The 21,189-nt window shown below is 58.1% G+C and carries 22 protein-coding genes and 4 tRNA genes; 14 read left to right on the top strand and 12 right to left on the bottom strand.

Going from position 1 to position 21,189, the window contains the following annotated elements:
- Window positions 1-191: 191 nt before the first annotated feature.
- Window positions 192-314, bottom strand: a complete 123-nt coding sequence (locus ACK3SD_RS11080) for a hypothetical protein (protein WP_255508602.1) — start codon at window positions 312-314, stop codon at window positions 192-194.
- A 278-nt stretch (window positions 315-592) separates the two neighbouring features.
- Here ACK3SD_RS11080 and ACK3SD_RS11075 point away from each other — a divergent pair, with 278 nt between their 5' ends.
- Complete coding sequence (locus ACK3SD_RS11075; protein ID WP_481127536.1) at window positions 593-1,438, top strand: DMT family transporter; 846 nt, start codon at window positions 593-595, stop codon at window positions 1,436-1,438.
- A gap of 47 nt (window positions 1,439-1,485) precedes the next feature.
- Here the strand turns inward: ACK3SD_RS11075 and rutG are convergent, their stop codons facing one another.
- Genes rutG through rutA form a run of 7 tightly spaced genes read right to left on the bottom strand, consistent with a single transcriptional unit; the run spans window position 1,486 to window position 7,022 of the window.
- Window positions 1,486-2,808 (bottom strand): pyrimidine utilization transport protein G, encoded by a 1,323-nt coding sequence (gene rutG, locus ACK3SD_RS11070; protein WP_481125516.1) that lies wholly within the window; start codon window positions 2,806-2,808, stop codon window positions 1,486-1,488.
- Window positions 2,809-2,849: 41 nt separating this feature from the next.
- Window positions 2,850-3,371: an NADH-dependent FMN reductase RutF gene (gene rutF / locus ACK3SD_RS11065; protein ID WP_481125515.1), complete on the bottom strand. Its 522-nt coding sequence runs from the start codon at window positions 3,369-3,371 to the stop codon at window positions 2,850-2,852.
- A 23-nt stretch (window positions 3,372-3,394) separates the two neighbouring features.
- Window positions 3,395-3,985, bottom strand: a complete 591-nt coding sequence (locus tag ACK3SD_RS11060) for a malonic semialdehyde reductase (protein WP_481125514.1) — start codon at window positions 3,983-3,985, stop codon at window positions 3,395-3,397.
- Window positions 3,982-4,773, bottom strand: coding sequence for a pyrimidine utilization protein D (rutD, locus tag ACK3SD_RS11055; protein ID WP_481125513.1), 792 nt, complete (start codon window positions 4,771-4,773; stop codon window positions 3,982-3,984). The genes ACK3SD_RS11060 and rutD overlap by 4 nt, the downstream gene beginning before the upstream one ends.
- A gap of 11 nt (window positions 4,774-4,784) precedes the next feature.
- A complete protein-coding gene (gene rutC, locus ACK3SD_RS11050) occupies window positions 4,785-5,174 on the bottom strand; it encodes a pyrimidine utilization protein C (RefSeq protein WP_481125512.1) in 390 nt (129 codons plus the stop codon).
- A complete protein-coding gene (gene rutB, locus ACK3SD_RS11045) occupies window positions 5,167-5,931 on the bottom strand; it encodes a pyrimidine utilization protein B (RefSeq protein WP_481125511.1) in 765 nt (254 codons plus the stop codon). Before rutB ends, rutC begins: the two co-directional genes overlap by 8 nt.
- A complete protein-coding gene (gene rutA / locus ACK3SD_RS11040) occupies window positions 5,931-7,022 on the bottom strand; it encodes a pyrimidine utilization protein A (RefSeq protein WP_481125510.1) in 1,092 nt (363 codons plus the stop codon). Before rutA ends, rutB begins: the two co-directional genes overlap by 1 nt.
- Window positions 7,023-7,348: 326 nt before the next feature.
- Between rutA and rutR the strand changes: the two genes are divergently transcribed.
- Together rutR and ACK3SD_RS11030 are read left to right on the top strand one after the other, a co-directional pair.
- On the top strand, window positions 7,349-8,017 hold the full coding sequence (gene rutR / locus ACK3SD_RS11035; RefSeq protein ID WP_481125509.1) for an HTH-type transcriptional regulator RutR: 669 nt from the start codon (window positions 7,349-7,351) through the stop codon (window positions 8,015-8,017).
- Window positions 8,018-8,153: 136 nt separating this feature from the next.
- Window positions 8,154-9,143, top strand: a complete 990-nt coding sequence (locus ACK3SD_RS11030; protein ID WP_481125508.1) for a metal-dependent hydrolase — start codon at window positions 8,154-8,156, stop codon at window positions 9,141-9,143.
- Window positions 9,144-9,172: 29 nt separating this feature from the next.
- Here the strand turns inward: ACK3SD_RS11030 and cycA are convergent, their stop codons facing one another.
- Window positions 9,173-10,579 carry a D-serine/D-alanine/glycine transporter gene (gene cycA / locus ACK3SD_RS11025; RefSeq protein WP_481125507.1) on the bottom strand — a complete coding sequence of 469 codons (1,407 nt, stop codon included), beginning with the start codon at window positions 10,577-10,579 and terminating at the stop codon, window positions 9,173-9,175.
- A 535-nt stretch (window positions 10,580-11,114) separates the two neighbouring features.
- Here cycA and ACK3SD_RS11020 point away from each other — a divergent pair.
- Together ACK3SD_RS11020 and ACK3SD_RS11015 are read left to right on the top strand one after the other, a co-directional pair.
- Entirely contained in the window at window positions 11,115-12,695 is a 1,581-nt protein-coding gene (locus ACK3SD_RS11020; RefSeq protein WP_481125506.1) for an ABC transporter substrate-binding protein, read from the top strand.
- 87 nt (window positions 12,696-12,782) lie between these two features.
- Window positions 12,783-12,858: transfer RNA gene (locus ACK3SD_RS11015), tRNA-Lys, on the top strand.
- 310 nt (window positions 12,859-13,168) lie between these two features.
- On the opposite strand, the gene ACK3SD_RS11010 is transcribed toward ACK3SD_RS11015, so the two are convergent.
- Window positions 13,169-13,474 carry a hypothetical protein gene (locus ACK3SD_RS11010; protein WP_481125505.1) on the bottom strand — a complete coding sequence of 102 codons (306 nt, stop codon included), beginning with the start codon at window positions 13,472-13,474 and terminating at the stop codon, window positions 13,169-13,171.
- Window positions 13,475-13,797: 323 nt separating this feature from the next.
- Window positions 13,798-14,067, bottom strand: coding sequence for a hypothetical protein (locus tag ACK3SD_RS11005; protein WP_481125504.1), 270 nt, complete (start codon window positions 14,065-14,067; stop codon window positions 13,798-13,800).
- A 215-nt stretch (window positions 14,068-14,282) separates the two neighbouring features.
- Between ACK3SD_RS11005 and ACK3SD_RS11000 the strand changes: the two genes are divergently transcribed.
- The 3 genes from ACK3SD_RS11000 to ACK3SD_RS10990 all read left to right on the top strand — a co-directional run bounded on the left by ACK3SD_RS11000 (window position 14,283) and on the right by ACK3SD_RS10990 (window position 16,472).
- Window positions 14,283-14,570, top strand: coding sequence for a hypothetical protein (locus ACK3SD_RS11000; protein WP_481125503.1), 288 nt, complete (start codon window positions 14,283-14,285; stop codon window positions 14,568-14,570).
- An 86-nt stretch (window positions 14,571-14,656) separates the two neighbouring features.
- A complete protein-coding gene (locus ACK3SD_RS10995; protein WP_481125502.1) occupies window positions 14,657-15,154 on the top strand; it encodes a CinA family protein in 498 nt (165 codons plus the stop codon).
- A 685-nt stretch (window positions 15,155-15,839) separates the two neighbouring features.
- Entirely contained in the window at window positions 15,840-16,472 is a 633-nt protein-coding gene (locus tag ACK3SD_RS10990; protein ID WP_481125501.1) for a glycoside hydrolase family 19 protein, read from the top strand.
- Window positions 16,473-16,509: 37 nt separating this feature from the next.
- Here the strand turns inward: ACK3SD_RS10990 and ACK3SD_RS10985 are convergent, their stop codons facing one another.
- Window positions 16,510-16,734 (bottom strand): DUF2594 family protein, encoded by a 225-nt coding sequence (locus ACK3SD_RS10985; protein ID WP_137763587.1) that lies wholly within the window; start codon window positions 16,732-16,734, stop codon window positions 16,510-16,512.
- Between the two features lie 722 nt (window positions 16,735-17,456).
- Between ACK3SD_RS10985 and uvrY the strand changes: the two genes are divergently transcribed.
- The 6 genes from uvrY to ACK3SD_RS10955 all read left to right on the top strand — a co-directional run bounded on the left by uvrY (window position 17,457) and on the right by ACK3SD_RS10955 (window position 21,001).
- The gene (gene uvrY / locus ACK3SD_RS10980; protein ID WP_137764983.1) at window positions 17,457-18,113 is read left to right on the top strand and encodes a UvrY/SirA/GacA family response regulator transcription factor; all 657 of its coding nucleotides are present in this window, start codon (window positions 17,457-17,459) and stop codon (window positions 18,111-18,113) included.
- Window positions 18,106-19,938 carry an excinuclease ABC subunit UvrC gene (gene uvrC / locus ACK3SD_RS10975; protein ID WP_137763586.1) on the top strand — a complete coding sequence of 611 codons (1,833 nt, stop codon included), beginning with the start codon at window positions 18,106-18,108 and terminating at the stop codon, window positions 19,936-19,938. The genes uvrY and uvrC overlap by 8 nt, the downstream gene beginning before the upstream one ends.
- Window positions 19,939-19,995: 57 nt before the next feature.
- Complete coding sequence (gene pgsA, locus ACK3SD_RS10970) at window positions 19,996-20,544, top strand: CDP-diacylglycerol--glycerol-3-phosphate 3-phosphatidyltransferase (RefSeq protein ID WP_137763585.1); 549 nt, start codon at window positions 19,996-19,998, stop codon at window positions 20,542-20,544.
- Window positions 20,545-20,685: 141 nt separating this feature from the next.
- Window positions 20,686-20,761, top strand: a tRNA-Gly gene (locus ACK3SD_RS10965).
- 69 nt (window positions 20,762-20,830) lie between these two features.
- Window positions 20,831-20,904: transfer RNA gene (locus tag ACK3SD_RS10960), tRNA-Cys, on the top strand.
- An 11-nt stretch (window positions 20,905-20,915) separates the two neighbouring features.
- A tRNA-Leu gene (locus ACK3SD_RS10955) sits at window positions 20,916-21,001 on the top strand.
- The last annotated feature ends 188 nt before the right edge of the window (window positions 21,002-21,189 follow it).

Raw genomic sequence — 21,189 nt, 5'->3', positions numbered from 1 at the left:
TCTCTCCTTTTTGCCAGTCATGCAGCAACCATGCCAGCGTGTTAAATGGTCTGGATAATCCAGATATAATTTAACCCGAGAATAGCAAAGAGGTTATTGATAATTTAGGAAAATGAGCGCTTGCGCCTTTTTTGGCTGGCGCAGCGCGGCAGGGAGGGGGGGCCGGTTCCCTCTGGCCCAGGATCCTACCTTCAACGGCGGCGGTCACGCGGGTTGAGCAGGTCACGTGAGCGGCTCAACCGGATGTGCCGGGTCAGGGCGTAGGCCGCCACCACACAAAGCAGCACCAACAACCCAATCAATGCAGTTTCCATAGGCATATCTCCGGTAAGGGGCAGAGGTCAGCCGGCCTATCCCTGTGCCGCATCAGCCAGCCAGGCAGCGTTCACCGGCCTTTTTGGAGTGTAGTGCACCCGGCCCGGTTGTACAGCCGCGTGGGGTTGGGTTGGGAGTGCCGAGCGGCTATACTGCCCGGCTGCGCCCGGCTGGCGGGCGCAATGACAAGAGAGAACCTGTGTCTGATTCAACTTCCGCCGTGCGTGCGCCCGGTTTGCGCCTGTCTGTCCAGGAGTGGGTGCTAATTGGCATCACCATGATTTGGGGCGGCACCTTTTTGGTCGTCCATTTGGCCGTGCAGGAGAGCAGCCCCTTCTTCTTCGTGGGCCTGCGCTTCGCCACCGCCACCGCAGTGCTGCTGCTCTTCTCCGCCCATACGCTGCGCGGCCTGACCCTGGCCGAGCTGAAGGCGGGCACTCTGGTGGGGGTGGCGATTATGTTTGGCTACGGCCTGCAAACCGTTGGGCTGCAAACCATCAGCAGCAGCAAATCCGCCTTCATCACTGCCATGTATGTGCCCATCGTGCCGCTGTTGCAGTGGCTGGTGCTGCGCCGCGCGCCGGGGCTGATGTCGAGCATTGGCATCGTGCTGGCGTTTGCTGGCCTGATCCTGCTGGCCGGGCCAGACAACGCCTCGCTGGCGTTCACCTTCGGTGAGCTGATCACGCTGGTCAGCGCGCTGGCGATCGCTGCGGAGATCCTGTTGATTGGTGCCTTCGCCGGGCAGGTGAACATTCGCCGCGTCACCATTATCCAGCTGGGCACCGCCTCGCTGCTGGCCTTTATGATGATGGGGCCGACCGGCGAATCGGTGCCGCCGCTAAGCGATCGCCTGCTCTACAGCGCCATAGGGCTGGGCTGCGCCAGCGCGCTGATCCAGGTCACCATGAACTGGGCACAAAAGAGCGTCTCACCGACGCGCGCCACCGTGATCTATGCCGGGGAACCGGTGTGGGCTGGCGTGGTGGGGCGGCTGGCAGGTGAGCGCCTGCCGGGCGTCGCGCTGCTGGGCGGTGTGCTGATTGTATTGGGGGTACTGGTGAGTGAGTTGCGGCTGAAAAGAAAAAAACCGGCGGTTGTCTCAGACGGGTGGGCTGAGTAACCGCCGGCGATCATCAACGATGATGAGCTAAGGAGAAACTGAGGTCGTCATCCTTTGGTTGCAGATTCTGTGCCAACTGGCAGCACCCGCCGGTTGCGCAGCAGCGCGTTGAGTAAAATTGCCCCGAAAGTGGCGGTGCCGATGCCGCCCAAGGTAAAGCCACCCAGCGTCAGCGCAAAGTCGCCCGCCCCCAGCACCAGCGTGACGGCAACCATAATCAGGTTGCCGTTCTCGCTCAAGTCCACCCGGTTCTGCACCCAGATGCGCGCACCGGCCACCGCAATCAAACCGAACACCACAATCGAGGTGCCGCCCAGTACTGGGCCGGGAATGGTGTGGATCAGTGCACCAAATTTGGGCGAGAAGCCCAAAACAATGGCGATCAGCGCTGCCGCGACAAAGATCAGTGTGGAGTAGATACGGGTCACCGCCATCACGCCGATGTTCTCGGCATAGGTGGTAACGCCGGTGCCGCCCGCGGAGGCCGAGAGCATAGTCGCCAGCCCGTCGCCGACAAACGCCCGCCCCATGTAGCGATCCAGGCTCTGCCCGGTCATGCCCGCCACCGCCTTGAGGTGGCCCAAATTCTCCGCCACCAGAATTACCGCCACCGGCGCAATCAGCAGCATCGCGTGGCTGTCAAACACCGGCGCGGTAAAGGCTGGCAGCCCGAACCATGCGGCGCTGGCGAGAGGAGTGAAGTCCACCGGCGTGCCCCAGCCCAGCCCATTGGTGACGGCCACGTAGATCAGGTAGGCGGCCACCAGCCCGGCCAGGATCAGCAGGCGTTGCAGCAGCCCACGGGTGAAGACCGCCACGCCGCCGATGCAGAGCACCGTCACCACCGCCATCCAGCTCTCAAACGCCGAGCCAGAGACGCCCTTGACGGCAATCGGTGCCAGGTTCAGGCCAATTGCCATCACCACCGCGCCGGTTACCACCGGCGGCATCAGCCGCTCGATCCAGCGAGTACCCGCGGCCATCACCACCAGCCCGACCAGCGTATAGACCGCGCCGCAGGCGATGATGCCGCCGAGCGCCACGCCCATATTGAGGTTCGGCCCCTGACCGCCGTAGCCAGTCACCGCGATCACCAGCCCGACAAAGGCGGCGCTGGAGCCAAGGTAGCTCGGCACCCGGCCCCCCACCACCAGGAAGAACAGCAGGGTGCCGATGCCGGACATCAAAATCGCCAGATTGGCGTCGAAGCCCATCAGCAGCGGCATCAGAACGGTGGCACCGAACATCGCCACCGTGTGCTGTAGCCCCATGATGAGGGTCGGCCCGAGCGGCAGCCGCTCGTCCGGGGCGATCAGGGCACCATCCAGATTGCCCTGCCGTTTTTGCCATTGCGGGAACCAGTGAGCCATTGTCTTCTCCGAAAGAAAGCGCCGCACGGGCGGCAGGGTGGTCAACGTGGGGCGTGCGTCAGGGCGTGGTAGCGGCGGTCGGCATAGATCAGGCCATGCCCCTCCGTGTTGCAGCAGATCGCCAGAGCCTCGCAAAACAGGATGTCATGGCTGCCGACGCTCACCACTTGGCTGATGCGGCAATCGACGCTGGCCACCGCGCCAGCCAGCACCGGCGAGCCACTCTCCAGCGTCTGCCACTCGGCGGCGGCAAAACGCGCCGCCATCGGCGTCTTGCCGCCAAACAGCGTGGAGAGCGCCTCCTGGTCAGCGGCCAGCGTGTTGACGCACAGCTGCTGGTTGGCGAGGAACACCGGATGCACCGAGGCGGCGCGGTTCAGGCAGACCAGCAGCGTCGGCGGGCTGTCGGTAACGCTGCATACCGCCGAGGCGGTGAAACCGGCGCGCCCGGCCGGGCCATCCGTGGTGATGATGTTGACGGCCGCGCCAAGGCGCGCCATAGCATCGCGGAAGGTGGGTGCCGCCACTGGGGCGGCCGGGGTAGTGGATAACAGGGTTTGCATACTGCCACTCCTATGTGAATTGCCTACAGCAGTCGGCAGGCGCGGTCAAACGGCAGGCGCGGCAGGCGGCCATACACCTTGCCAGCGTCACCATAGCCAATGTTGATCAGGAAGTTGGACTTCCAGCCCAGCTCCGCCAGAAATTCGCTGTCCACCTTCGCCTGATCGAACCCGGACATCGGCCCGGTATCCAACCCCAGCGCCCGGCAGGCGATGATCAGGTAGGCGGCCTGCAAACTGGCGTTGCGAAACGCAGTCTCCTCGGCCAGCGCCGGGCTGGAGGTGAACCAGCTACGTGCGTCGCCATGCGGGAACAGTTCCGGCAGGGCGTCATAGAAGGCCGGATCCCAGGCGACGATGGCGGTCACCGGGGCGCTCTCAGTCTTCTTCACATTACCGCTGGAGAGCGCTGGCAACAGCCGCGCCCGCGCCTCCGGCGTGCGAATGAACAGAATGCGCGCCGGGCTACAGTTGGCCGAGGTGGGGCCGAGGGCCGCCAGCGCGTAGGCCTCCTGCAACAGCGCGTCGCTGACCGGTTTCTCCAGCCAGCCATTCTGGCTGCGCGCCTCGGTGAACAGCGTCGCCAGGGCGCTGGGGCTTAATGCTTCGCTCATACAGGCTCCGTGCAGTGGCGCTGCAACCACGCCAGCATCAGGGGGTTGAAGGTGTCAGGGTCGGTCACGCTCATCGCATGGCCGCCATAGGGCATGATGTGTGTCTCGCCGTGCGGCAGCAGCGTCGCCAGCGCATTGGCGCAGGGCCAGGGCACCAGCAGGTCATCGCGGCTGGAGAGCGCCAGCACTGGCAGGTCAAGCTGTGGCAGGCGCGTGCGCAGGTCGCATGTCATCAGCGCCTGCAAGCGCCGCAGCAGGTTTTCACTGCCCTGAAAATGTGCCTCCTGGTGGCGCTGCTCCTCCGCCAGATGCACCTCATGGCGGGAGAGCCAGTCAGCCGGGTAGAGGAACAGCGGCTGGGCGCGCACATAGGCCGCTACGCCGCTGTTGAGCAGCAGGTCGCGGCGCACCTCAAAGCAGCGGCGGGTCTGGCTGTCCAGTACCGCCCAGCCATTGACCACCAGCACGCTCGCCAGCAGGCCCGGATGGTCGAGCGCCAGTTGCAGCCCAATCAGGCCGCCCAGCGCATGGCCCACCAGATGTGCCTGCCGCACCTCTAGCGTCTCCAGCAGCGACGCCAGCTCGCTGGCCATCGTCGCCATTGTGTACTCAGCCGGCAGGGTGCCGCCGCTGCGGCCGGTGCCAGCGTGGTCATAGAGCACCACCCGGTAGCGCGCCTCCAGCGCCGCCAACTGCGGCTGCCAGAAGCTGCCACTGCCGCCCAGCCCCGCCGAGAGCACCACGGTGGGTGCGGCCGGGGAGCGGATACCACGGATCTCATGGAACATGCGAAGCTCCCTCAGCGCACGCCAATGTGGGCGATGGAGGCGATCTCCACCAGCGCGTCCGGCTTCACCAGCCCGCACTGGATGCAGAAGCGGGCCGGTTTGTCACCGGGGAAGAACTCGGCATACACCTCGTTGATCGCCGCGTAGTTCGCCCAGTCGGTGAGGAAGAGGGAGTTGAAGGTGACATCCTCCATGCTGCCGCCAGCGGTCTCAATCACCCCCCGGATGATCTCCAGCACATGCCGGGTCTGCGCTGCCGCATTGCCGACGTGCACCACATTGTTCTCTTTGTCGAACGGCAGGGTGCCGGAGACATAGACCACGCCGTCGGCCAGCGTGCCGGGGACGAAGGGGGCCAGCGGTACGCCGCTGCCAGCGGGGATAATCGCGTGTTTAGGCATTCTCACTCTCCAGTATGGTGTGGGGGGTAGACTCGCTGGACACGGCCGCGCAGAAGCTGGCGACATCCGAGACCCAGCCGAAGAAGGTTTCAATATTGAACAGCGCCGCCTGCTGGGCGAAGGCTGGCCCGGCCTGATGGGTGGCATCCTCCAGCACCACGCCGAAATACTCGAGGAAGAAGCCGTCGCGCAGCGTGGATTCGACGCAGACGTTGGTGGCGATGCCGGTAAACACCAGGTGGTGGATGCCATAGCTGCGCAGCAGGCTGTCGAGTTGAGTGTTGAAGAAGCCGCTATAGCGCGGTTTCGGCAGTACGATGTCACCCGGCTGCGGTTGCAGTTCGTCCACCAGTTGATAATCCCAGTCGCCTTTCGCCAGCAGCTTGCCCATCAGCTCCGGCTGCTTGCGCATGGTTTTGAGCGCGTTGGATTTGTGGTAGTTGGGCGAGCCGGGGCCACCGGCCTCGACATACTGGTCATCCCAGCCGTTCTGGAAGAAGATCACCTTGATGCCAGCGGCGCGCGCGGCGGCAATCGCCCGTTTGATGTTGGCGATCACTGGCCCGGTGGCGGAGACATCAAAGCCCGCCAGATCCAGGTAGCCGCCCGGCGAGGCGTAGGCGTTCTGCATATCCACCACAATCAGCGCGGTCTGCTGCGGGCTGAAGGCCAGCGCCTCCGGGCGGGCAGCCAACGTGACTTCCCCGGTAACACCCGCGCCACGGCGTACCACTGGCACTGTTTCATCTCTGCTCATCATGCCACCTCGCGCTTGTCAGTCAGCAGGTTCTGGCGGGTCTGCATCAGCGGCTGAATGCGTTCGCCAAACTGCTCGATGCCCTGGATAAAGTCATCAAAGGTCAGTAGCACCCCCTCGGTGCCGGGAACGGTGGCCACTTCATCCAGCATCTTCGCCACGTTGGCATAGGAGCCGACCAGCGTGCCCATGTTGATATTGACCGCCGAGGTCGGGTCAGCCATCTGGCGCACATTGGTGTCCGCGCCGGACTTAGTATCCTTGCCGCTCTGCTCGGTCAGCCAGGCCAGTGCCTCAGTGTCTGCGCCCGCCTTGTAGCGCTCCCACTTGGCGCGCGCCGCCTCGTCGCTCTCATCGGCAATGATCATAAACAGCACGTAGGAGGTGACATCGCGGCCCGTCTGCTCGGCTGCCTGCTTCATGCGGGCGGCGGTCGGGGCAAAGGCGGTCGGCGTGTTGACCCCCTTGCCGAAGCAGAAGTTGTAGTCGGCGTAGCGTGCGGAGAAGGCCATACCGGCGTCGCTCTGACCAGCGCAGATTACCTTCATCTCTGCCTGCGGGCGCGGGCTAAGGCGGCAGTCATTCATCTGGAAAAAATCGCCTTTGAAGTCTGACTTGCCGGTGCCCCACAGGTCGCGCAGCACCTGGACATACTCCGACAGGTAGTCGTAGCGGCGGCTGAAGTACTCATCGCCCGGCCAGATGCCCATCTGCTCATACTCCGGCTTCTGCCAGCCGGTGACCACGTTCAGGCCAAAACGGCCATTGGAGATGGAGTCAATGGTAGAGGCCATGCGCGCCACAATCGCTGGCGGCAGGGTGAGGGTGGCGGCGGTAGCGTAGATCTTGATGCGCGAGGTGACGGCCGCCAGCCCGGCCATCAGGGTGAAGGACTCGAGGTTGTGATCCCAGAACTCGGTTTTGCCGCCAAAACCTCGTAGCTTGATCATCGACAGGGCAAAATCGAAGTGGTAGTGCTCCGCCTTCTGCACGATCGCCTTGTTCAGCTCAAAGGTCGGCATGTATTGCGGCGCGGCGGTGGAGATCAGCCAGCCATTGTTGCCAATCGGAATAAAGACGCCAATTTTCATCTGCACACCTCATCAGTCAGTCAGGAAGGGCCGCGGCGCGGCGCGATGGATTGACTATTGCAAGGGCAGTGCCACTTTTTTAAACGTTTTTAAAATCAGTATGTTAAAAATCACGGCAGGAAATTAACGGACTGATTGGTCTTTTCAGACCAGTTGGTCAAAACAAATTGCACGAAAAACAGGCAGTGCTGGGCCGCTTTGGTGCGTGCTGCTCAACACGCATCCGTAGGCGTTCGCTGCTGAGGGGCGTCAGCCACGTAGGCGCATCCGCCACGGTTTGTTATGCTTGGCTAATAAAGAGCCGCCTACCAATCCCGGGAGGGGATGTGAAACCACCAGCCGCCGAGGACGCCCTGCCGGCATCCGCACCCAAATTGCCAACCCGCCGTTCACGCGCCACGGCCGCCAAGCGCCACGCCATCATGGCCGCCGCGCTGGAGTTCTTCTCCCACTACGGCATCCACGGCACCAGCCTGGAGCAGGTGGCAGAGCGCGCCGATGTCTCCAAAACCAATTTGCTCTACTACTTCCCCTCCAAAGAGGCGCTCTACGTGGCGGTGCTGCGCGAGATCCTCGACATCTGGCTGGCGCCGCTGAAGGCACTACGCGCCGATCAGGACCCGCTGGCGGCCATCAGTGAATATATCCGGCTGAAGTTGGAGGTATCGCGCGACCACCCGCAGGCGTCGCGGCTCTTCTGTCTGGAGATGATTCAGGGCGCGCCGCTGCTGAAACAGGAGCTGCAAGGCTCACTGAAAACGCTGGTGGCGGAGAAGTCCGCCATTATTGAGCGTTGGGTGCAGGCGCGGCGCATTGCGCCCATCGCGCCGCTGCAACTGATCTTCATGCTGTGGGCCACCACTCAGCACTACGCCGATTTTTGGGTGCAGGTGGAGGCGATCTCTGGCACCTCCCTTCAGGATGAGCACTTCTTCCGCCAGACGGTGGAGAACGTCCAGCGCATTATCCTTGACGGCATCCGCCTGCGTCCGTAAGCGGATTTTTGGTAATTTTCGCCGGTTATGCATATGGTTAAACCAGCCGCGGCGAAGGCTGACGCCGTTGGGCGAACCCATTACATAGCCAGTTGACCGGCGTTGCGCAGGCCGGCTTACCGACCAGGGAGAGATGATGGACTCTGTTTCGCAGTTAGTGCTGGGGGCGGCCGTCAGTGTGACGGTGATGGGGCGGCGGATGCCGGTGTGGAAGTCGGCGCTGTTGGGCGCGGTGTGCGGCACGTTGCCCGATCTGGATGTGTTTATCAACCACGGCGACCCGGTCAGCAACATGACCATGCACCGCACCGAGAGCCACGCGCTGTTCTACCTGACGCTGGTGTCGCCGCTCCTCTCGTGGCTGGGGGCGCTACTGCTGCGCGAGCGCGGGCAGGTGGTGCGCACCTGGCTGGCGGTGTGGCTGGCGCTGATCACCCACCCGCTGCTGGACGCAATGACCGTCTACGGCACCCAGCTTGGCCTGCCGTTCACTGACTACCCCTATGCCGTCGGCAGCATGTTCATTATCGATCCGCTCTACACCTTGCCGCTGCTGGTGGGCACCGGCATGGCGCTGATCTTGCGCTCGCCGCGCGGGCTGCGCTGGAACCGCATGGGGCTGCTGCTGAGCTGCCTCTATCTGGCATGGAGCGTGTTTGCCCAGTATCAGGCCACGCAGGCGGCGCGTCAGGCCATCGCCCAGCAGTACATCAATGGCCAGCGGCTGCTAGTGACGCCGACCAGCCTCAACACGCTGGTGTGGCGGGTGGTCGTGATGACCCCCGGCACCTACGGCGAGGGCTTCTACTCGCTGCTGGATCCAGATCGGCCCCTGGAGTTCACCTTCCACCCGCGCGGCGAGGCGCTCTATGCGCGCAACCGCGACAACCCCTACGTGGCGCGCATGGCGTGGTTCACCCACGGTTTCTTCCGGCTGCGGGAGCAGGAGGGGCGGTTGCTGCTGAGCGACCTGCGCATGGGGGAGGAGCCTTACTACACCTTCACCTTTGATCTGGGGCCATTGGATGATACCAGCGGTGAGGCGGCACCGGCGCGGGTGGAGAGCGTGCGCCCGCCAATTGGCGAGAGCCTGCACCGCCTCTGGCAGCGGCTGAAAACGGAATAAAAAAAGCCCCGCTAAGCGGGGCTTTTTTATCAGGCGGCGAGGCGCTGTTTGCGGCGGATAATGCCGTAGGTCACGGCCAGCAGCAGGAACCACAGCGGCGTCACCATCAGCGCCTGACGGGTGTCCTCCTGCAGCGTCAGCAGCACCAGCACAAAGGCGAAGAACGCCAGGCAGACCCAGCACATCACAATGCCAAACGGCATTTTGTAGCGCGAGGCCTGATGCAGTGCCGGGCGCTTGCGGCGGTAGACCAGATAGGAGCAGAGAATGATGCTCCAGACAAACATGAACAAAATCGCCGACACCGTGGTGACCAGCGTAAAGACGGTCATCACGTTCGGGATCAGGTAGATCAGCACCACACCGGCCATCAGGCAGATGCAGGAGAAGATCAGGCCGGTAGAGGGCACCGCTCGGCTCGACAGACGGCCAAAGCTTTCCGGCGCGCTGCCCTCTTGTGACAGGCCGAACAGCATCCGGCTGGTGGAGAAGACGCCGCTGTTGGCGGAAGAGGCCGCGGAGGTCAGCACCACAAAGTTGATGATGCTGGCGGCGGCTGGCAGGCCAACCAGCACGAACAGCTCGACGAACGGGCTTTTGTCTGCCACCACTGAGCGCCACGGTGTCACGGACATGATCATCACCAGCGCGAAGACGTAGAACATGATGATGCGCAGCGGGATGGAGTTGATGGCCTTCGGCAGCACGCGTTGCGGATCTTTGGTCTCGGCAGCGGTGGTGCCCACCAGTTCAATGCCGACAAAGGCGAAGACCGCGATCTGGAAGCCAGCGAAGAAGCCGCTCACCCCTTTCGGGAACATGCCACCATCATTCCAGATATTGCTGAACGAGGCCACGCTGCCGGACGGCGACGGGAAGTGCATCATCACCATCGCCACGCCAGCGACAATCAGCGCCATGATCGCCACGATTTTGATCATCGCGAACCAGAACTCCATCTCACCGAACAGCTTGACGGTTGCCAGGTTGAGGCTCAGCAGCAGCAGCACGCAGAGCAGCGAGGCGACCCAATGTGACAGGCCGGGGAACCAGAATTGCGCATAGGAGGAGATGGCGACCACGTCGGCAATGCCAGTGACAATCCAGCAGAACCAGTAGGTCCAGCCGGTGAAGTAGCCAGCCCAGGGGCCAAGCAGGTCGGTGGCGAAATCGCTGAAGGATTTGTACTCCAGGTTGGAGAGCAGCAGCTCACCCATCGCGCGCATTACGAAGAACAGCATAAAGCCGATGATCATATAGACAAAGATGATCGACGGCCCGGCCAGGCTGATGGTTTTACCTGACCCCATAAACAGGCCGGTGCCGATGGCGCCGCCAATGGCAATCAACTGGATGTGCCGGTTTGTCAGATTGCGTTTTAGGTTCTCTTCGCCGCGCTCTGGCGCGGCGGCAAGCTCTTTTGTTTGATCAACCATTAATGAGGGTTCCTGTCTGTCTTGGTGGCGGGCTCTAACTGGCCCTTGTTTGTTGTGTTGTGTTTGCCTGCGGCAATCTTCAAGATAATGTAATGCATGTGTTAATTGTTAGTGTCTTGTATGCTATTTCCTGCAGCGCAAGCGGGGTCATTTGTATATTTATTTTTACGGTTTGGTGACAGTTGTGGGCATAAAATTCAGAGCGCAAGAGGCTAACAAAATAACTACAGGCAAACAACGTGATTCCTATCACAGGATATAAATCTTGGGCGGCCATGACGCGTTATTTCACCACTGGGGCAGGGCAACCGTTTGCGATTCTGCGGCAGGGCAAAACAGGCGCAGAATAAAAAGAAGCATATCGCCCAAGGGGCAGAAAATTTGTTGGATGGGTAAATCCTCTGGTGCGACGGATGGTCATAAGCAGACGATCTGGCCATCCTCTGAATTGTGCTAAGCATTGCCGGATCTGGCATTTCTCCCGGCAACGGAACCCCCTATAGTCGGCTTATCGCTTCTTTTTCAGGATGATGCCATGAACCGACTGTTGCCCGTAGCCGCTGCCCTTGCCCTGACCGCACTTACCCCGGCCCACGCCGCCACGCCGCCTGACACGCTGGTGGTGGCGGTCTCACTTGACGGCATCATCAGCCTGGATCCGGCCGAGAGCTTTGAGACCATCAGTACTGGCAGTCTGGTCGATACCTATCAGGGTCTGGTCGCCGCTGACCGCCAGGATCCGCGTAAACTAACGCCGCAACTCGCCACCCAATGGCAGCCGGGGGAGGGGGAGCACAGCCTGCTGTTCACCCTCAACCCTCAAGCGCGCTTTGCCAGCGGCAACCCAGTCACGGCGGAGGATGTGATCTACTCGCTGACCCGCGGCGTAAAGCTCAACAAAACCCCCTCCTTTATTCTGGGGGAGTTCGGTTGGACGCCGGAGAACATTGACGCGCAGTTCGTACGCCACGGCGACCATCAGGTGGAGATTCGTTGGGTATCGCCCATCGGGCGCGATCTGGCGCTACGGCTGCTCTCCGCGCCGGTCGCCAATATTGTCGACAGCAAGCTGACGCAGCAGCACGCCACTGAGGGTGACTTCGGCAATGGCTGGTTGCGCACCCACTCCGCCGGCAGCGCCGCCTATCAGGTACGCACCTATATTCCGCACGAGGCGCTGATTCTGGAGCAGAACCCGCAGGCCAACCCGGCACCGAAGCTGAAGCGCGTGCTGCTTAAAAACGTGGCCGATCCCGGCACCCGTCGTCTGCTGCTGACGCAGGGGGACGTTGACGTCGCCTATGATTTGGGCGCGGATCAGTTTGCCGCGCTGGCGCACCAGTCGGGCGTGAAGGTGGCAAGTTTCCCCTCTGGCCTGATCTATTACCTCGGTTTCAACACCCAGAACGCGCAGCAACCGGCGCTCGGCAACCCGGCGCTGTGGCAGGCGGCACGCTGGCTGGTGGATTATGATGCGCTGGCGAACCAGCTATTGAAGGGGCAGTTCCAGGTGCACCAGTCCTTCCTGCCACAGGGTTTTGATGGCGCACTGGAGAACCAGCCTTTCCACCTGGATGTGGCGAAGGCCAAACAGATCCTGTCACAGGGCGGCATCCAGCCAGGCACCCGCTTTACTTTGACCATCGTCAATCAGCCGCCCTACACCGAGGTCGCGCAGGCATTGCAGGCCAGCTTCGCACAGGCTGATATCAACATCGACATCCAGCCCGTGGCAGAGGCCGAGCTGTGGGGCAAGATGCGCAGCCGCGATTTCCAGTCGATCTTTATCTACTGGGGGCCGGACTACATAGACCCGAACACCAATGCCAGCGCCTTTGTCTATAACGTCCCGAACGGCCCGAAAACGCTGGCCTGGCGCGTCGGCTGGCAGATCCCGCAGCTGAGTGAGCAGACCCGCAACGCCGCCGCCATCAGCGACGCCAGCCAACGTAACGTGCTCTACACCCAGTTGCAGACGGAAGTTCAGCAAAACTCCCCCTACGTGGTCACGCTTCAGGGCCAGCGGCAGGTAGGCTTGCGCAGCAACATTGAGGGGGCAACCCAGAACCTCGGCAACAGTATGCTGTTCTTTGACACGGTCAGCAAAGTGCAATAAAAACGCACCTATTGCTTAGAAATCAGCAGCAAAAGTGACCGCCGGCCTTTGACATCCCCGGCGGACAGGAGAATAATTCAGCACATCGGGTCGTTAGCTCAGTTGGTAGAGCAGTTGACTCTTAATCAATTGGTCATAGGTTCGAGCCCTATACGACCCACCAATTTAATCAACTACTTAGCGGCGGACAGCGGTATCGCTTCCGCCAAGTGGGACAGATTTGGGGGACGCTCACCAAATATTGCGTCAATTTGGCGGGTGTGCTCTGTCAGAGGATTCGGTGCCAGGTGCGCATATCGCTTTACTCTCTCTTTTGACTTCGCTTTCATCTCCTGAGAAAAATTGGGTATAAATTTTCATGATAGTATGATCATGTAAATAATATTCCGTATTTTTCTTCTTAAATTTTCATTAAAATTGAAAAGTATTTCATTATTATTAATTGATAATGGGATGCTGATGATGAAATTAAGTTATTCTGAAAGTTTAATGATTAATCTATTATCTACTATTTTAATTGAGCCATTGGCGGGCCATGTGGTCATTTTATAGGCGGCATCTCTTTGTTTTTCACTCATGTGGTTATCTTCAGTCGCTACTGTATTTAAGAGTCCCAGCATATTAAGATAGCTGCCTTTTCTAAAGGATTCATTCCTTTCAAAAAAAGAAACGCCAAAATCGTCAGCGCGTTGCTTTTTCCATGGGTTAGCAAAGGCTATCTTGCCTACGACAAATAATTTTATATAGTAAGTGATGATCAGGTAAACCTGTGAGTTCAAAACCGTAATTTATCAGACAAGCAATTATTGCGGCGCAAAATGCGAACATTTCTGTCCGATGCATAGCGCGATTTTTTCCATGTGGCATTCCAAATGTTTGCAATAGTTAAATTATTTTGTCGGCTACTTTCTATCATTACACTTTTTAATTATGATTATCTATATGTAGAACATTAAGTTTGATTTTAATATTGTTCAGGTATCAGAGTGCATTACAACATGTTTTTTCGATTTTTTAATAGAATCTATCCTTTCTAGTTATCTTCAGCCAGCTAACCATTAAAAAACCCCGCCGTAGCGAGGTTAAGTGGAGCATGACAGCATCAAGGCTTTTTCACGGTGACAGGCTTGGGATTAAGCTGGGTGATGGCCAGATAGAGATCGCTGGCGTCCATCTTCTCTGGCTCCTCAGCGGCATACCAATACTCACGCAAAAAACCTTCGTCATAATCATTAAAGGTGAAGGTCATCAATCTATAGATATGTCCGGCCTCGTCAGCGATGACGCCATTAGGCTCCTCGTTGATAAAACCGGTAAGCGTGGTCAGGTGGAAATGTTTTTCTCGCGTGAATACAACCACATCTTCGCTCATTTTCATCCTCCCTCAGGTTATACGGCAGTTTGGGGTGGGTGCAGCTTTTGACGATGGTGTAAGACAAAAGAGATGCCTTGTCGAAAAAGTATACGCTGGAACAGTGTGGAAAGTGTGCGCTCCGTCACGTCAGGAAACGGAGTTTATCCAGATGATTGCTTTCCCGATAATGATTGCTTTACCGGGCATCCGCACACCACGCATCAGGAGCCACTATGCACCCTCGCGTTACCCTGCCAGCGCTCTTGCTGGCCCTTGGCTTGTCCAGTTTGCCCACCGCGCAGGCCGCCCCTTCGAATGATGAAATTAAACAGCAAATGATTGAGGAGTCCATCGCGGCCTATGATGGGAACTGCCCTTGTCCCTATAACACCATGCGCAATGGTCGCAGTTGCGGGAAACGCAGCGCCTGGAGTCGGCCGGGTGGCGAATCACCGCTCTGTTATAAAAATGATATTAGTGATGAGGAGGCCGCAGCCTGGAGCCAGCAGCACAGTGAATAGGCCGCCTGCAAGATAAAAGCGAACTATGCTTGTATCTTGACTAACCCGCGCCTGCGCCGGGTTATGTGCTGCTGACTGGAGATTATATGGATAAAAAACTGCAACAGAGCGCAGAAAGGCTTGGAAAAGAGCTGAAAAAGCAGAGTATGCGCGTCACCTTTGCGGAGTCATGTACGGCCGGCCTGGCTGCCATGGCTGTCGCGTCAGCCAAATCCAGCGGCGAGTTCTTTAGCCGCAGCTATATCACCTACACCTACGATGCCAAGCGCGAAGTGCTGGGCGTCAGTAATAGCGCGCTGGAAACCTACACTGCCGTGAGCGAACCGGTAGCGCGTGAAATGGCCGAAGGCGCGCTGCGGGTGTCAGGCGAGGAGGTGGCCGTGGCGATCACGGGCTACGCGGGGCCTGATGGCGGGCCAGATGGCACCCCAGCCGGCACGGTCTGGTTCGGCTGGGCCTTCGCAGACGGGCTGACCATCGCGGAGGTCGAGCACTTTCCCGGTGAGTGTGAGGAAGTCATGCTGGCGGCGGCGGATTATGCCCTGACCCGCCTGACAACGTTGGTGCAGCAAAAACTTGCCTGAGAGACAGAGGCCCGCTGGCAAGGCGGGCCTGATTGCCCCTGAATTGATGAGATTTTCCCACCTTTTTCCCTCTATTATAAAAAGACCAGACTTCACTGCGCCGGTCGCTTAATGCTGCTTATCTTGCCTATTATCGGCTGACCATCTCCTCCCGTGTGAAAAAGAGGGCAGGTGTTGATATCAACTTTTTCTCAGCGGAGAAATTACCCTGCTTTCCGGCGGCGTAATAATAGACAGCGCCACACGCCTATTGAAGGGAAAAGAGTAGGCAGGCTAATTACGGGCTCGTTATAAAACCCGGGATAATTGTCGTCATCAATCTCAATAAAAAGAATTATTGGTTTAAATGCATTGATATCAATGGGTTGATTGAGGTTGATATACGGGTGGGATGGCCAAAGAGTTCACCTCGGCTAATGCTATTAAATGCGTGACACAATGGTGTGCAGGGTGAGCGAAATAAATCATGAAAAAGAGGGCTACGCAGGCGATTTTTATATTGCTTAGAGAGCTGTGTCGCGCTTTGGAGGGTAGGAGGAAGTTACAATGGATAAACGTTAGCCTTCATCACTAATTTAAATAATATCATTGAGTTATTTGGTGATATTTCATGTTTTCGCGCTGGCGGTTATCGCTCGTATGAATGCTACCGTTTAAAAAAGCTTATCTATCGAGGAGGCAAGCTATGACACGTGAGCAATTCAAACAGGCCGCTGGGCTGACTGACGCATTGGCAGATCGCTGGTATGAACCCTTCATGCAGACCTGCCATGAATTCATGATCGATACCCTGACGCGCCAGGCCTGCTTCCTGGCGCAGATTGGGACGGAATCAGGCGGTTTTACCCAGCTGATCGAGTCCTTCAACTACAGCGTCAAAGGGTTGGTAATTTTTGGACCACGCCTGACCGCTGCGCAGCGGGCGACCCTTGGACGCAAACCGGGCGAACCATCACTGCCCCAAGAGCGGCAGCGAGCCATCGCTAACCTGGTCTACGGCGGCCGGCTGGGCAACAGCCACCCAGATGATGGCTGGACTTACCGTGGCCGTGGGTTAAAACAGATCACCTTCAAGGCGAACTATCAGGCGTGTGGCAAGGCGCTGGGGTTGGATCTGTTGGCCAATCCCGATCTCCTGCTCTTGGAGAGCAATGCGGCTCGCTCGGCGGGGTGGTTCTGGCAGGAGCATCATTTGAGTAAATTTGCCGATCGCGGTGATTTCACTGGGATGACAAAGGCGATCAATGGTGGCCTGAATGGGCTGGAGGATCGGCTGGCGCGTTTGCAGGTCGCGCGCAAGGCGCTGGGACTGGCCTAAGGGGGAGGGGGCCGGGCGGCGACGCCCGGCCTGGGGACTACTGGCGGTACGCTTGCTTGATCTGAGCCAGCGTGGTGCGGAAGGTCTCCGCCTGCTGCTCGTCCTCAATCTGGGTAATGAACTTCTCCAGATTCAGAACCACTTTGCCGGCATCTGCTTGGCCCAGGGCCTTCAGCATCATGGTCAGCGTGGCTTTCAGGCAGGCAACTTCGGTAGCCAGCGTCTCAACATTCGGGGCGGTGGCAAATTCATTAAGGCTCATTCTCATCTCCTGGCGATGAACAGCGCGCTGACATGCGCGACAGGCGGCATGGCAACGCAAAATAGCGAGGCGGGCGAGTATACCACAGTCACATCCACCTTCACTCCCCTCTGCGGTAGCGAAAAAGCATGAATGGCGCGGGGAAGCGACAAGGCTGGCAGTAGCATATGCCAAAATCTGCTCATTCTGGCGGGAAAGGTTATAAACAGGGGTTCATGTTACGGCTTATTAAAAAAGAATCATTATTAATGGCATGTTCAAGGCAACTTAAGGATAAGAAGATGTTGCTTATTTAGCATGAAGTCGGCACAAAAATAAAAAAGCAGATTTACTGTAAACTTGATGTAAAAATGTTCTGGCAAAGTTTGCATATTTTATAATTTGTGCTTTAATTCAAGAAGTTACTGTGCGATTTTTTGCGCACTAAGACCGCTAGCAATTTTTTACAGTGTTTGTTGGTCAAATATAGAGGCATGCAGTAAAATGAGCGGGTCAAATAGCGGCTCTCCTTTTCGTTACGAATAATAACAACGTTCGCCGGAAGCTGCCGCTCTTTGCCACTTTTGTTGAGTTCAATAGATGTAAAATCGTGCCAGGCGTCGCGTATCCCGCCCCGTCTGGCGTTTGTTACGCTGGCCTGTTCATCTCTGGCTCAGACATCGTCATTCTTGCGCAGTGAACAAAAGCTGACGGCGTTACTCCCTTTTTTTGGAGAATTCTCTTTGATTAGCGTTCTTCTTGTTGATGACCACGAATTGGTGCGCGCAGGGATACGACGCATTCTTGAAGATATTAAAGGTATCAAAGTCTCAGGTGAGGCGCAGTGCGGTGAAGATGCCGTCAAATGGTGCCGTAGCAACGACGTTGATATCGTGCTGATGGATATGAACATGCCGGGTATCGGCGGGTTGGAGGCCACACGCAAGATCGTGCGTTTCTCGCCCCATATCAAAGTCATCATGCTGACCATCTATACAGAAAATCCGCTGCCCGCCAAGGTGATGCAGGCAGGTGCCGCTGGCTACCTGAGCAAGGGTGCCGCGCCGCAGGAGGTGATCAATGCCATCCGTCTGGTCTATTCCGGCCAGCGTTATATCGCCTCCGACATTGCCCAGCAGATGGCGCTCAGCCAGTTGGAGCCACAGGCGGAGACGCCTTTTGGCTGCCTTTCTGAGCGTGAGCTGCAAATCATGCTTATGATTACCAAGGGGCAGAAAGTCAATGAGATCTCGGAACAACTCAATCTCAGCCCGAAAACCGTGAACAGCTACCGCTACCGGATGTTCAGCAAGTTAAATATCAGCGGTGACGTTGAGCTGACCCACTTGGCTATTCGTCACGGCTTATTCAATACTGAGAGCCTGACCAGCAGTGAGTGATCGTTTTGATTCCCAAGCCTTCCTGAAGACAGTGACCAGCCAGCCCGGGGTGTATCGCATGTATGATGCCACCGGGACGGTGATTTACGTAGGTAAAGCCAAAGATCTGAAGAAGCGGCTTTCGAGCTACTTCCGCACCAATGTCGGCAGCCGCAAGACGGAAAATCTGGTCAAAAACATCCAGCAGATTGACGTGACCGTCACCCACACGGAGACGGAAGCGCTGCTGCTGGAGCACAACTACATCAAACTGTACCAGCCGCGCTACAACGTGTTGCTGCGCGATGATAAGTCCTACCCGCTGATTTTCCTCAGCGCTGACGAGCACCCGCGCCTTTCAATTCACCGGGGTGCCAAACATGCGAAGGGCGAGTATTTCGGCCCTTTCCCTAACTCCTATGCGGTGCGTGAAACGCTGGCGCTGTTGCAGAAACTATTCCCGATCCGCCAGTGTGAGAACAGCGTCTACCGCAACCGCTCGCGCCCCTGCCTGCAGTACCAGATTGGGCGCTGTCTCGGGCCGTGCGTGTCCGGGTTGGTGAGCGAAGAGGAGTATAAACAGCAGGTCGATTATGTGCGGCTGTTCCTGGCCGGCAAAGACCAGCAGGTGCTGACCCAGCTGATTGAGCGCATGGAGCGCGCCAGCCAGGGGCTGAATTTCGAGGAGGCCGCGCGCATCCGCGATCAAATCCAGGCGGTGCGCCGGGTGACCGAACGCCAGTTTGTCTCGGGCGACAGCGATGATCTGGATGTGATAGGCGTCTCCTATGATGCCGGGTTGGCCTGTATGCATGTGCTGTTTATTCGTCAGGGCAAGGTGCTTGGCAGCCGCAGCTACTTCCCGAAAGTGCCGGGCGGCACGGAGCTGGCGGAGGTGGTGCAGACCTTTATCGGCCAGTTCTACCTTCAGGGTAGCGAGGGGCGTACCCTGCCGGGCGAGATCCTGCTGGACTTCGCCTTGCCGGAAAAAGATCTGCTGGCCGGCTCGTTGAGCGAGATGGCCGGGCGTAAAATTGCCATCCAGACCAAGCCACGCGGCGATCGGGCACGCTATCTGAAGCTGGCGCGCACCAATGCCACCACGGCGCTGGCGACCAAGCTTTCGCAGCAATCTACCATCCATCAACGGTTGGCGGAGCTGACCAGCGTGCTGGGGCTGGCGGAGATCAACCGCATGGAGTGTTTTGACATCAGTCACACGATGGGAGAGCAGACCGTTGCCTCCTGCGTGGTATTTGATGGCAACGGCCCGGTGCGCTCAGAGTATCGCCGCTACAACATTACCGGCATCACCCCGGGCGATGACTATGCCGCCATGGCGCAGGTGTTGCGCCGGCGTTACGGCAAGCCGCTGGAAGAGAACAAAATTCCAGACGTTATTTTTATTGATGGCGGCAAGGGGCAGCTGGGGATGGCGATGGATGTCTTTGCCGAGCTGGACGTGCCGTGGGACAAGAGCCGTCCTAAGCTGATTGGCATCGCCAAGGGCACCGACCGCAAGGCTGGATTGGAGACACTGTTCTTCAAGCCAGAGGGGGAGGGCAAGGCCCTGCCATCAGATTCACCGGCACTCCACGTGATCCAGCATATCCGTGATGATGCCCATAACCACGCCATTACCGGTCACCGGCAGAAACGGGCGAAGGTGCGCAATACCAGCGCACTGGAAACCATTGAGGGCATCGGGCCAAAGCGTCGCCAGGTATTGCTGAAATACATGGGCGGCCTGCAACCCCTGCTCAATGCCAGCATCGAGGAAATTGCAAAAGTGCCGGGTATTTCACATGCATTGGCAGAAAAAATCTACAATGCGTTGAAACACTAAGGGCAATGTAGCAACATACTCACAATAATCACTTTTGCCAGATAGTTACTGAGCGCTATGCAATTTAATATACCGACTTGCCTCACGCTGTTTCGCGTGGTTTTGATACCTTTTTTTGTGCTGGCGTTCTACCTTCCCTTTATCTGGGCGCCGATGGCCTGTGCCGTAATCTTTGTCATTGCCGCCATCACCGACTGGTTTGACGGCTTTCTGGCGCGGCGTTGGAAGCAGACCACCCGCTTCGGCGCCTTCCTTGATCCGGTTGCGGACAAGGTAATGGTGGCGATAGCGCTGGTGCTGGTAGCGGAGTACTTCCACTCCTGGTGGATAACGTTGCCAGCGGCGACCATGATTGCGCGCGAGATAATCATCTCTGCACTGCGGGAGTGGATGGCGGAAGTGGGCAAGCGCAGCAGCGTGGCAGTCTCCTGGATTGGCAAGGTGAAGACCACGGCGCAGATGCTGTCGCTGGTGGCGCTGTTATGGCGGCCTGATCCGGCCCTGGAGTTCGTCGGGGTGATTGCGTTGTACATCGCGGCGGTGCTGACTTTCTGGTCGATGTTCCAGTATCTGTATGCGGCGCGCAAAGATCTGCTTGAACCGTGATCGATGTGATTCAAAAACCGGCAAACGAACATTTTGCGCTGATAATTGTATTGACTCATCGGCGCAGGTAAGTAGAATGCATCGCATCAGACGGCAGCACGAAACGCCGAAAGATAATGAAATCAGCAAGTTCTGATGTTTGCGGGAATAGCTCAGTTGGTAGAGCACGACCTTGCCAAGGTCGGGGTCGCGAGTTCGAGTCTCGTTTCCCGCTCCAAATTAAATAAGTTGGTTGATTGACGAGTGATGTCAACGAGCTTAGCCTGAAAGACGGCAAACCTGTTACGGCGCGTTAACAAAGCGGTTATGTAGCGGATTGCAAATCCGCCTAGTCCGGTTCGACTCCGGAACGCGCCTCCACTTTTCCCGATGCCCGGGTGGTGAAATCGGTAGACACAAGGGATTTAAAATCCCTCGGCTTATGGCTGTGCGGGTTCAAGTCCCGCCCCGGGTACCACGGAAAAGCAATAAAAAAGCAATAAGCAAGGTCGTGAACCGCCGAGAGGCGGTTTTTTTGTTTTTGTTCCTGCTTGCCAAAATAATCTACTGCTTGCTCAAGCCGTTAAACCATAACCCACGCCGATACTTGCCTCTGGTAGCCGTTCCCTTCGTATTGTCCCGTGCCATAGCCACCGATGTGAATAT

This window comes from Chimaeribacter sp. YP20170169, from assembly GCF_056739715.1.
This window is presented reverse-complemented; position numbering and strand designations above follow the sequence as displayed.

Excerpts from the sequence above, each read along its gene's own strand:
- rutB (WP_481125511.1), bottom strand. The coding sequence starts at position 5,931 with ATGAGCAGAGATGAAACAGTGCCAGTGGTACGCCGTGGCGCGGGTGTT.
- ACK3SD_RS11030 (WP_481125508.1), top strand. The coding sequence starts at position 8,154 with ATGGACTCTGTTTCGCAGTTAGTGCTGGGGGCGGCCGTCAGTGTGACG.
- ACK3SD_RS11020 (WP_481125506.1), top strand. The coding sequence starts at position 11,115 with ATGAACCGACTGTTGCCCGTAGCCGCTGCCCTTGCCCTGACCGCACTT.
- ACK3SD_RS11080 (WP_255508602.1), bottom strand. The coding sequence starts at position 314 with ATGGAAACTGCATTGATTGGGTTGTTGGTGCTGCTTTGTGTGGTGGCG.
- ACK3SD_RS10995 (WP_481125502.1), top strand. The coding sequence starts at position 14,657 with ATGGATAAAAAACTGCAACAGAGCGCAGAAAGGCTTGGAAAAGAGCTG.
- ACK3SD_RS11000 (WP_481125503.1), top strand. The coding sequence starts at position 14,283 with ATGCACCCTCGCGTTACCCTGCCAGCGCTCTTGCTGGCCCTTGGCTTG.
- ACK3SD_RS11075 (WP_481127536.1), top strand. The coding sequence starts at position 593 with ATGATTTGGGGCGGCACCTTTTTGGTCGTCCATTTGGCCGTGCAGGAG.
- pgsA (WP_137763585.1), top strand. The coding sequence starts at position 19,996 with ATGCAATTTAATATACCGACTTGCCTCACGCTGTTTCGCGTGGTTTTG.
- rutC (WP_481125512.1), bottom strand. The coding sequence starts at position 5,174 with ATGCCTAAACACGCGATTATCCCCGCTGGCAGCGGCGTACCGCTGGCC.
- rutF (WP_481125515.1), bottom strand. The coding sequence starts at position 3,371 with ATGCAAACCCTGTTATCCACTACCCCGGCCGCCCCAGTGGCGGCACCC.
- ACK3SD_RS10990 (WP_481125501.1), top strand. The coding sequence starts at position 15,840 with ATGACACGTGAGCAATTCAAACAGGCCGCTGGGCTGACTGACGCATTG.
- rutD (WP_481125513.1), bottom strand. The coding sequence starts at position 4,773 with ATGTTCCATGAGATCCGTGGTATCCGCTCCCCGGCCGCACCCACCGTG.
- ACK3SD_RS11005 (WP_481125504.1), bottom strand. The coding sequence starts at position 14,067 with ATGAGCGAAGATGTGGTTGTATTCACGCGAGAAAAACATTTCCACCTG.
- cycA (WP_481125507.1), bottom strand. The coding sequence starts at position 10,579 with ATGGTTGATCAAACAAAAGAGCTTGCCGCCGCGCCAGAGCGCGGCGAA.
- ACK3SD_RS11060 (WP_481125514.1), bottom strand. The coding sequence starts at position 3,985 with ATGAGCGAAGCATTAAGCCCCAGCGCCCTGGCGACGCTGTTCACCGAG.
- rutG (WP_481125516.1), bottom strand. The coding sequence starts at position 2,808 with ATGGCTCACTGGTTCCCGCAATGGCAAAAACGGCAGGGCAATCTGGAT.
- ACK3SD_RS10985 (WP_137763587.1), bottom strand. The coding sequence starts at position 16,734 with ATGAGCCTTAATGAATTTGCCACCGCCCCGAATGTTGAGACGCTGGCT.
- rutA (WP_481125510.1), bottom strand. The coding sequence starts at position 7,022 with ATGAAAATTGGCGTCTTTATTCCGATTGGCAACAATGGCTGGCTGATC.